Origin of the sequence: Pseudoalteromonas sp. SR43-3 (assembly GCF_014163875.1) — a bacterium.
GTDB lineage: Bacteria > Pseudomonadota > Gammaproteobacteria > Enterobacterales > Alteromonadaceae > Pseudoalteromonas > Pseudoalteromonas distincta.
Genome location: NZ_JACJEC010000026.1, coordinates 36,058 through 46,546 on the forward strand (window position 1 = coordinate 36,058; position 10,489 = coordinate 46,546).

The following is a 10,489-nucleotide window of genomic DNA, read 5'->3' on the forward strand; positions in this document are numbered from 1 at the left end:
AAAAAGTTAAAATTAAAAACAAAAAAAGGAGCCTTGAGGCTCCTTTTTAATAAACTAAGTAAATAGCTTAAGCGATAAACGCCTTAATAGCGTTTAATATTCCTTGCTCGCCTAATCCCATTTCATCGTGCATTTCATCTTGCGTGCCGTGTTTAATAAACTCATCAGGAATACCTAAGTTAAGGATATTAATATCAGCTTTTTGCGTTGCCAAGTATTCATTAACTGCAGAGCCGGCACCGCCAGCAATCGCGTTATCTTCAAGCGTAACAAAGGTATCGTGGCTAGTAGCAAGCTCATTTAAAAGTGCAGTATCAAGTGGTTTAATAAAACGCATATTAACAAGCGTTGCATCTAATTCGTTAGCTGAAAGCTGGGCGTTTTCAAGTAATGTACCGAACGATAAAATGGCAATTTTACTGCCTTTCTTAATTGTATCTGCCTTACCTATTTCGAGCAGTTGCATAGTGCTTTCAATGTCTGCAGTACCTGCGCTACCTCGAGGGTAACGAACTGCAACAGGGCAGTTTTCTTTATAACCGGTGTATAGCATTTGGCGGCATTCGTTGGTGTCGCTTGGTGCCATAATTACCATATTTGGAATACAGCGCATAAAGCTTAAATCGTACGCACCTTGGTGAGTTTCACCATCGGCTCCAACAATACCAGCGCGGTCAATGGCAAATAATACAGGTAAGTTTTGCAGTGCAACATCATGTATTAATTGGTCATACGCACGTTGTAAAAAGCTCGAGTAAATAGCAACAACAGGTTTTAAACCTTCACAAGCAAAACCAGCCGCTAAAGTAACAGCATGCTGCTCTGCAATGGCCACATCAAAGTATTGATCTGGAAACTCTTTAGAAAAACGTACCATGCCAGAGCCTTCGCGCATTGCTGGCGTAATAGCCATTAACTTGCTGTCTTGCTTTGCCATGTCGCATAACCAATCGCCGAAAACTTTTGAAAAAGTAGCAGCGCTAGGTTTAGATTTAGGCAGGCTAGTTGTGCTCGGATCGAATTTTGGTACACCATGGTAGCCAATAGGATCGGCTTCAGCCGGTTTGTAGCCCTTACCTTTTTGCGTTTTTATATGTAAAAGCTGTGGGCCTTTTAAATTACGCATATTACGCAATGTATCTACAAGCATGTTTACATCGTGACCATCAATTGGGCCTATGTAATTTAGGCCTAATTCTTCAAAGAAGGTCCCCGGGATCATCATGCCCTTAATGTGCTCTTCCATTTTACTGGCAAGTTGCTTTACCGGAGGCACACCTGAGAGTAACTTTTTACTGCCTTCACGAATGTTAGTATAAAAGCTACCTGATAAAATTCGGGCAAAGTGATTTGTTAATGCGCCAACATTTTCTGAAATCGACATTTCGTTATCATTTAAAATAATAAGCATGTCTGATTTTACATCGCCTAAATGATTCATCGCTTCAAATGCCATGCCTGCGGTGATAGCTCCGTCACCAATAATGGCTACAGATTTTCGACCTTTGCCTTCTTTTTGGGCGGCAATAGACATACCTAAGGCAGCTGAAATAGAGGTGCTTGAATGACCTACGCTAAACGTATCGTATTGGCTTTCATCGCGAAAAGGAAAAGGGTGCAAACCGTCTTTTTGGCGAATAGTGTGCATTTGGTCGCGACGACCTGTAAGGATTTTATGTGGATAAGCTTGGTGACCCACATCCCAAACTAGGCGATCGTCTGGAGTGTTATAAACATAATGTAGCGCAACGGTTAGTTCAACCGTCCCTAAACCAGACGCTAGATGACCGCTACTTTGCGATACTGAGTTGAGTAAATAATCGCGCAGCTCATTGCTAAATGCAGGGAGTTTGTCTTGCGCTAAGTCACGCAATTGGGCTGGCTCGTCAACCAAATTAAGTAATGGATACTTGCTACTATCAAGTGTCATGGTTTTATATATATCCTTCGCTAACATTAATTCATTCAAAGCTTTTACGAATAATTAATGTTGAGTAATAATGTCAGTGCTAATTGCAATACGTATGAGCAAAAATTAGTGGTCACGCTCAATTAGGTAATTTGCTAGCGACGCAAGAAGTGTTGTGTCAGCATCTATATTTGCCAACGCTTCATGGGCTTGTTGTATTAAATTTTGCGCCTTTTCTTTAGCGCCTAGCATACCTAATAACGCCGGATATGTCGCTTTATTCGCGGCAATATCGGAGCCTTGTGGTTTACCTAAAGTAACCGTATCGCCTTCAACATCTAAAATGTCGTCGTGTACTTGAAACGCCAGCCCTATAGCATACCCAAAAATGCTTAAATTTTCTAAGGTTTGTTGATCTGCCTTTTCACTGCACAGTGCACCAAGTGTAATTGCACAATTAATTAAAGCTCCGGTTTTTAGCTTATGTATTCGCTCAAGCTCTTGTACGGTAATTACTTTATCTGTTGCTGCTATGTCAAGACCTTGTCCGCCTACCATGCCCTCAAGGCCTGATGCGTGGGCAAGCGTAGCAATCATTTTTACTTGTGTTTGCGACGAGCATGTGAATTTGTGATTCGCAATAAGCTCAAAGGCGAGTGTTTGTAGGGCATCACCGGCTAAAATTGCATTTGCCTCGCCAAATTCTATATGGCAAGTAGGGCGGCCACGGCGTAAGTCGTCATCGTCCATTGCGGGCAAATCATCATGAACTAACGAATAGCTATGGATACACTCAATTGCAGCTGCAAGTACATGTAAGTCTTGCTGGTTTGCACCGAGCATTTTACCTGTGGCATAAACTAAAAATGGACGTAATCTTTTACCGCCATTAAATAATCCATACTGGGTGGCGTTCTTGACTGTTTCTTCAGTATCGAGAGGCTGTTTAAAATGCTGTTGTAAGGTCGCTACTACATCTTTTTGAGCACGTTCGATATAATTATTTATGCTCACAGCTATTCCATATCATTATCAAAATTCGTAAGAACTGACTTTTCGCCATTCCCCATCAAAATTGATACTTTTTGTTCTGCTTGCTGTAATTTACCTGATGAAGCACTTGCTAATGCAATTCCACGCTCAAATTGCTTTAACGATTGCTCAAGCGATAAGTCACCTTGTTCCATGTCACTAACGATTGTAGATAATTCTTCTAGTGCTTGTTCGAAACTTAAGTTTTCAGGTTTTTTAGTCGCCATCTTTATTTCAGCTTACATAATAAATTTAGGGGTCAATTTTAGGGGGAATGCTAAACTAGGTCAAAGGATGATATTGGTTTTTTACCTTTATAACGTTAAATTATATTTCAAGTGTATTAATAAAGCCTTAATAGCGGTCTGTTAGTTTAATAAATCAATTGATAATTAGGTAGCCCTTATAACTTGATCTAAAATAGTGCTAAAGGCTGCTTTTTATGTTTATTTATAAAAATGGCTTAAGCAATTCAATATGTTGCCGATAAGCAGTTAATAATAAAAGTTTATGATAAGGCCATTAAGCATGAAACTTCTGGAGGAAATGTGGATTTAGCAACCATAATCGGGATCCTAGGCGCAATTGGCTTAATTGTCATGTCTATGTTTATGAGTAGTAGCGGTGAAATGGCTATGTTTGCCGATGCTCCTTCTAGTGTAATTGTATTTGGTGGTTCACTTTTCATTGTTTTATCAAATTTCACCATGTCGCAGTTTTTGGGTATAGGTAAAGTTGTTGCTAAAGCGTTTATGTTTAAAATTGAAACGCCAGAAGAACTTATTGAAAAAGCAGTAGAACTTGCTGATTCAGCTCGTAAAGGGGGCTTTTTAGCACTCGAAGAAGCTGAAATCCCAAATCCATTTATGCGCAAAGGCGTCGACATGCTTGTTGATGGCCATGACGCAGATGTTGTTCGCGCCACACTTCAAAAAGACATCTCTTTAACCACTACTCGACATGAAATGGGTGCAGGCTTATTTAAGTCATTAGCCGATATTGCACCAGCAATGGGAATGATTGGTACTCTAATTGGCTTAGTTGCAATGTTATCTAACATGGATGACCCAAAAGCAATTGGCCCGGCAATGGCGGTAGCGCTTTTAACAACTTTATATGGTGCGTTTTTAGCCAATGTTGTGGCAATTCCTATTCAGGTAAAACTTGAACTACGTAAAGACGAAGAAGCTATGAATCAGCGTTTAATTTTAGATGCTATTTTAGGTATACAAGATGGCCAAAATCCAAAAGTTATCGAAGGTATTTTGAAAAATTACTTAGCTGAATCTAAACGCAAAGTAGATACCGAGGAGTAATTATGTCTGATCAAGAGTGCAAATGCCCACCACCAGGCCTACCAGCATGGATGGGAACGTTTGCCGATTTAATGTCACTGTTAATGTGCTTTTTTGTACTCTTGCTTGCGTTTTCAGAAATGGATGTACTTAAGTTTAAACAAATTGCGGGCTCTATGAAGTTTGCTTTTGGTGTGCAGAATAAAATTGAAGTAAAAGATATCCCTAAAGGTACCTCTGTTATTGCTATGGAGTTTACCCCAGGCAAACCAGAACCCACTCCAATAGAAACTATTCAACAACAAACAGTAGAAATGACTCAACAAATGTTAGAGTTTCAGGCTGGAGATGAAAGCTCAGCTGGCGGCAGGCAAGAACAGCGCGGGGACAAACGTGGTGGCGAATCTCGTAGTACTTCTCAAGAGCAATCGTCAGAGCAAGCAACTTCAGCGGCCGATCAGGAACAAACTAACGAGCTCGTTAAAAAAATCGCGCAGCAGCTTGAAAAGCAAATAATAGATGGCGCAATTGAGCTTGAATCTTTAGGGCAGCAAATAATTATTCGTATTAGAGAGAATGGTTCATTTCCTTCGGGTAGTGCATTTTTACAACCTAAGTTTAAACCCATAATTCAAGATATTGGTGTACTGTTAAAAGATGTACCTGGCGAAATAACTGTATCTGGCCATACCGACGATTTTCAGGTATCGAATGAGCTATATATTAATAATTGGGACTTATCGTCAAAGCGAGCTGTAGCTGTAGCAAGCGAGCTGCAAACGGTGCAAGGGTTTGATAAAAACCGCATGATGGTAGTGGGGCGAGCTGATACTCGTCCACTTGTTCCAAACGATTCAAATGAAGATCGCCGAAGAAACCGTCGAGTAGAAATATCAATCCTGCAAGGTAAGGCTAAAGAGTCTGCTCCTATTGATGTGCGCTAAGTTATTGCTTGTGTTATATTTCACTATGTTTGTTTTGATTTAAGGTACTTAATTGCCTTAAGTATCTTGGTAATTTCGTCATTTTAGCTTACAGTACATTTCCTTAACATATGTAATGGAGTGCCTGTGAAAATAATCAATAAATATTGCGACATGCCGGGTAATGGTGATGGTACTGATGACGATAAAAAAACAAAATAGGGCAGAGTATTTTGCCTGAATGGTTTTTATATATTGTTAGTATTTTAAGCAAAAGCTGGGTTTTAATGCTAAGTCCGGCTATTTTTATATTTTTTGTATTTAAAGATCGCCTAGCCTTTCGATTTGTATTACTTACCGCAGCTTTTTTCCTCTTTGGTAACCTAACTGCTTCAAGCCTACGAGCGTTTGATGACATTTATATTTATCGTTATTTAGTTTGGGCGATCACAGATATTATTTGGATGGCACTTATCGCTTACTGGGGTATAAAGGATAAAGTTTATTTATGGCAATGTGTTATTGGGCAACTAGTTGTTATTGGCGCACCTATATTACAACTATTCCGATTAGTTGACCGCCATTTGTGGGATTTAGCTTACAGTACCGTTATTTATCAGACCCTAATGCCATTTATCAATATTGCCACGGTGGTTGTATGCTATTTACCTTTAATTATCCTTTTCACTAAGCAAGGTAGTGTAAAGTCAAAAATAGAAAACTCCCCACCTTCAAAATAGCTGTGCTAAACTACTGTTTATATGAACAGTGAGTGAGCGACTCCCATGAAACTCTACATTGCAGAAAAACCTTCACTAGGACGCGCTATTGCTGATGCGTTACCAAAACCACATAAAAAACACGATGGCTATATAGAAGTCGCTAATGGCGATTGTGTATCGTGGTGTATTGGGCATTTGCTAGAACAAGCAGAACCCGATGACTATGATGAGCGCTTTAAAAAATGGCAGTTTGAACACTTACCTATAATACCTGAACAGTGGAAGTTAAAAGCCAAAACCAAAACTCGCAAACAGCTCACTGTTTTAAAAAAATTAATTAAACAGGCCTCGCAACTTATTCACGCTGGCGATCCAGACCGTGAAGGCCAGCTACTAGTCGATCAAGTAATAGAAGAAGCCAAAATAAGTCAGGCTAAAAAGCAGAGTACGCAACGTTTACTCATTAGTGATTTAAACTTATCGGCGGTAAAGAAATCATTGGGCGCAATGCGTTCTAATCGAGATTTTATTCCGTTAAGTGTATCTGCTTTAGCGCGCTCTCGTGCTGATTGGCTATTTGGTATGAATTTAACACGTGCATACACACTAGCTGGGCAAAAAGCAGGGTTTGGTAATGTGCTTTCGGTAGGGCGAGTGCAAACCCCTATTTTAGGTCTTGTTGTTAATAGAGATAACGAAATAGCGAACTTTGTATCTAAGCCTTTTTACGATGTATTGGCGCATTTGCTTACTCCAGATAATCAACCATTCATAGCTAAGTGGGTTCCAAGCAAAGCATGTGAGCCACATCAAGATGAAGAAGGGCGAATACTTAACAAAGCTCTTGCAGAAAATGTTGCTTCACGTATTACAAGGCAAAGTGCTGAGCTTATTTCACTCGACCAAAAACAAAAAAAGCAAAGTGCTCCATTACCTTATAATTTATCTGCTCTGCAAATAGATGCCGCTAAAGCATTTGGTATGCCAGCTCAAAAAGTATTGGATATTTGCCAAATACTTTACGAACGTCATAAACTAATTACTTACCCACGCTCAGATAATCGTTATTTACCCAAAGATCACCATCAAGAAGCATCTGCTATTTTAAAGGCAATAAGTGCAAATGGGGGGCAAAGCAGTGAATTAGTAAACGGGGCTGATGTAAAAAAGCGTAGTAAATGTTTTAACGATTCAAAAGTAGCTGCCCATCATGCCATTGTGCCTACGGCTAAGCAGTTAAAGTCAGCGAGTTTGAGCGGTGACGAAGCAAAGGTATATCAATTAATAAGCCGTCATTACTTAATTCAGTTTTATCCCGACTATATATATAACGAAACTAAAGCTGAGGTAATTATTGCTGGTGGGCTTTTTAAGGCAAATGCAAAGCAAGATGTAAGCTTGGGTTTTAAGGTGTTAATGGGTAAATCTGAATTAAAAGATGAAGCCTCGCTACCTCCTTTAACAAAAGGTATGCCTCTTTTTTGTGATAAAGGCGAAGTAGTCGAAAAGCATACATCACCCCCAGCTTATTTTACCGATGCCACATTATTGGCTGCGATGACGGGCATTAGCCGTTATGTTAAAGATCCACAAATTAAAAAAGTATTAAAAGACACTGATGGTTTAGGTACGGAGGCAACACGTGCGGGAATAATCGAGTTGCTATTTAAGCGGCGTTTTTTAAAACGTGAAGGTAAGTCAATTAGAGCGACCGAAACGGGACTTGCTCTTATTAGCGTATTACCACAAGGTTTAGCGAGTCCTGATTTAACCGCAAAGTGGGAGTCGAGCTTAGGTGATATTGCACAGCAGGCAATGAGTTATCAGCAATTTTTACAGCCTTTACTTGCTGACCTAAATGGGTTTGTTCAATTAGCAGCAAACTGCGATAGCAATGCATTTGCGAAGTTACCAAAAAGCTCACCTAAAAAACGTTTTGCTAAACGAGGTGGAAAAGCGACCTTTAAAAAGTCGAGTTATAAAAAAAGCTCTGTTGCTAGTTAGCAACAGAGCCATTTTATTAAACCATGTTGCTTAATGTTGAATTGGTATTACTTAACCTAAACTCAGGTTACTTATTAAATAAGGCAACAGCAGCGTTACTCATTGCTTTTATTCCAGTAGGAATAGCAACTTTATAATCTGGTGCAAATTTACTAGAGTGTAGAGAAGGGAGTACCTCACCTGTTTTTATTGAATCTGCATATTGTGCTTGGTTTACGCCTCCTAGCCAAAAGAGGGTGATAGGGATATTTTCATCGGTGCGACCGTATAGGCCAAAATCTTCACCCGCCATTACAGCTTGTGTTTCAAGTACATTAGTATCGCCAATTGCGCTGGCAATAGAGTTTCTAACAATGTCTGTTTGTGCAGGGTTATTATAAGTAGATGGAATAGATTCATCTTCATGTACATATATTACAGGGTAGTTAGATTCATTTAAGCCAGCACTTTGTGCAATACCTGCGGTGATTCGTTTTATTGCTGCTATTTGAGCGCTTCTTACATCGGGGTTGTAGCTTCTAAGAGTGAGTTGTAGTTTTACTTCATCCGAAATCACATTATGTTTTGAACCACCATGAATAGACCCCACTGTAATAACAGAAGGCTCAAGCGGTGAAAGCTCTCGGCTTGTGATTGTTTGCAAAGCAAGTACAGTGCGTGCAGCTATAACCACTGGGTCTATAGTTGTATGCGGATAAGCACCATGACCACCTTTACCTTTAATTGTAATATCGACAGAATCTACACTTGCCATCGTGTATTCATTTTTCATTGATACCTTACCAGCGGGGACGCTAGCGCTTACATGTAAAGCAATTATATGATCAGGTTTTGCATATTTACTAAATAGTCCTTCGCTTAACATCGCTTTAGCACCCCCACCTACTTCTTCTGCAGGCTGTGCAACCATCATTAATGTACCTTGCCACTGTTTTTTATGAGCAATTAACTGCTCTGCAGTTCCAATAAAAGAGCTCATGTGGATATCGTGGCCACAGCCGTGCATTACACCTACTTTTGCACCGTGCTCGTCAATTACTTTGACTTTTGAGGCATAGGATTTTCCTGTTTGCTCAATAATAGGTAAGCCATCAGTATCAGTGCGGATCATTACTGTCGGCCCTTCACCATTTTTATAAATACCAACTACACCAAAGCCACCTACATTACTTGTTACTTTAAAACCCAGCTGAGTTAATCTATCTGCTATCTTTTTACCTGTTTTTTGTTCGTGATAAGAGAGCTCTGGGGATTGGTGTAAGTCGAGGTAAAACTTTTCAATAGCTGGCATGGCTTTGCTTAAATTCAAATCGAGTCCATTTGCTTGTACTAATGGGCTTGCTAATAAAAGTATTGCACTTAGGTAAGTTAATTTCATATTTTCCCTTATTGTTGAATATGTATACCGAGTGATTTAGGTATATGACTTGTAATTATTATGTTCACCACCATATAAAAACCTAAATAGACGAATATGGCAATCAATTCAATGAGCAACATAGTTAGTATTAATGCGCAAAACCTTCAACAAGTACTCGGTGAAACATCACAACAAAAATTGGTGTTGCTTAACTTTTTCTCTCCTCAAAGTCCTGACTGCATTGGACAGGCTGCAATTTTAGATAAAGTAGCAGCAGAATATGCAAGCTATATAGTAGTAGCAAACCTAGATTGCGATGCAGAACAAGCACTCGCTTCTCAACTTGCGCAACAAGTTGGTCTGCAAACACTGCCTACGCTTGTATTATTAAAAGACTCCGCACCGGTAGATTTACTTGCAGGTGTTCAAAGCGAAGCGCAAATACGCGAAGCCCTAGCAAAGCATTTACCTGCGCAACAAGACTTACTGTTAGAACAAGCAAAGCAAGCGTTATTAAAGTCAGATTTAAATGCTGCATTTAATTATGCAAAGCAAGCTTATGAAATAGACAGCGGTAATGCACGTATCAAATTAGTGCTAGCAGATATATGTATTCAAATTCACAAGGTAGATGAAGCACAAGCGCTTATAAATACAATAGATGCACAAGAGCAAGATGCTTACTTTAATAATATAAAAGCAAAATGCGAAGCCGCGCTTGAAGCAAAAGATTCACCAGAGATTAAAGAAAAGCAACAACAAGTAGAAAAGTATCCAAATGACTTAGAACTAAAAGAAGAGCTCAGTATTTTACTTAATGAAGCGGGCAGAAAAGAAGAAGCATTGGATGTACTGTTTACAGTTCTACAAAAAGATCTGAACTTCAACGAAGCAAAACCAAGCTTTTTAGCCATTATTGCCTCTTTACCTGATGGCGACGCACTCGCAGCTAAGTATCGTCGCAAGTTATATAGTATTTTATACTAGGGTCTGTTGCTCTTTGCGGATTAAAATTTGTTCAAACTAGGGGGTGTTTAATCGCGGCGCGAGATTTGTAACCTAGTGGGCTAAGTAAAAACCGAGTAACAAAGAGTAAATAGCCCCTAGGAAGAACCCTTTGGGCTGACGAATCCCCAAAACGTGACAGGCACAGCAATTTATGATCTTATGTAAATCACCACAACCCACATAAGTCACAACTGCTATGCCTGAGACATCAGTTTGCCATAAGTACTTTAAACATG

At 39.5% G+C, this 10,489-nt stretch carries 9 protein-coding genes; 5 read left to right on the forward strand and 4 right to left on the reverse strand.

Translation table 11 applies throughout. The annotated features are described in order from the left end of the window. Positions 1-67: 67 nt before the first annotated feature. The 3 genes from dxs to H5088_RS18790 form a co-directional block, all read right to left on the reverse strand. Positions 68-1,930, reverse strand: coding sequence for a 1-deoxy-D-xylulose-5-phosphate synthase (gene dxs, locus H5088_RS18780; protein WP_182754132.1), 1,863 nt, complete (start codon positions 1,928-1,930; stop codon positions 68-70). A 105-nt stretch (positions 1,931-2,035) separates the two neighbouring features. Further along, positions 2,036-2,923, reverse strand: a complete 888-nt coding sequence (gene ispA, locus H5088_RS18785) for a (2E,6E)-farnesyl diphosphate synthase (RefSeq protein WP_039490432.1) — start codon at positions 2,921-2,923, stop codon at positions 2,036-2,038. 2 nt (positions 2,924-2,925) lie between these two features. Continuing rightward, positions 2,926-3,168 (reverse strand): exodeoxyribonuclease VII small subunit, encoded by a 243-nt coding sequence (locus H5088_RS18790; protein ID WP_002961738.1) that lies wholly within the window; start codon positions 3,166-3,168, stop codon positions 2,926-2,928. A gap of 321 nt (positions 3,169-3,489) precedes the next feature. Here H5088_RS18790 and pomA point away from each other — a divergent pair, with 321 nt between their 5' ends. The 4 genes from pomA to H5088_RS18810 all read left to right on the forward strand — a co-directional run bounded on the left by pomA (position 3,490) and on the right by H5088_RS18810 (position 7,885). Further along, positions 3,490-4,257 (forward strand): flagellar motor protein PomA, encoded by a 768-nt coding sequence (pomA, locus tag H5088_RS18795; protein ID WP_024597197.1) that lies wholly within the window; start codon positions 3,490-3,492, stop codon positions 4,255-4,257. 2 nt (positions 4,258-4,259) lie between these two features. Next, positions 4,260-5,180: a flagellar motor protein MotB gene (locus tag H5088_RS18800; RefSeq protein ID WP_024597196.1), complete on the forward strand. Its 921-nt coding sequence runs from the start codon at positions 4,260-4,262 to the stop codon at positions 5,178-5,180. A 212-nt stretch (positions 5,181-5,392) separates the two neighbouring features. After that, entirely contained in the window at positions 5,393-5,899 is a 507-nt protein-coding gene (locus tag H5088_RS18805) for a hypothetical protein (protein WP_182696310.1), read from the forward strand. Positions 5,900-5,944: 45 nt separating this feature from the next. Continuing rightward, the gene (locus H5088_RS18810; RefSeq protein WP_182734008.1) at positions 5,945-7,885 is read left to right on the forward strand and encodes a DNA topoisomerase III; all 1,941 of its coding nucleotides are present in this window, start codon (positions 5,945-5,947) and stop codon (positions 7,883-7,885) included. A gap of 67 nt (positions 7,886-7,952) precedes the next feature. On the opposite strand, the gene H5088_RS18815 is transcribed toward H5088_RS18810, so the two are convergent. Then, a complete protein-coding gene (locus H5088_RS18815) occupies positions 7,953-9,263 on the reverse strand; it encodes a M20 family metallopeptidase (protein ID WP_149606414.1) in 1,311 nt (436 codons plus the stop codon). A 111-nt stretch (positions 9,264-9,374) separates the two neighbouring features. Between H5088_RS18815 and H5088_RS18820 the strand changes: the two genes are divergently transcribed. Further along, entirely contained in the window at positions 9,375-10,232 is an 858-nt protein-coding gene (locus H5088_RS18820) for a tetratricopeptide repeat protein (RefSeq protein WP_024597192.1), read from the forward strand. The last annotated feature ends 257 nt before the right edge of the window (positions 10,233-10,489 follow it).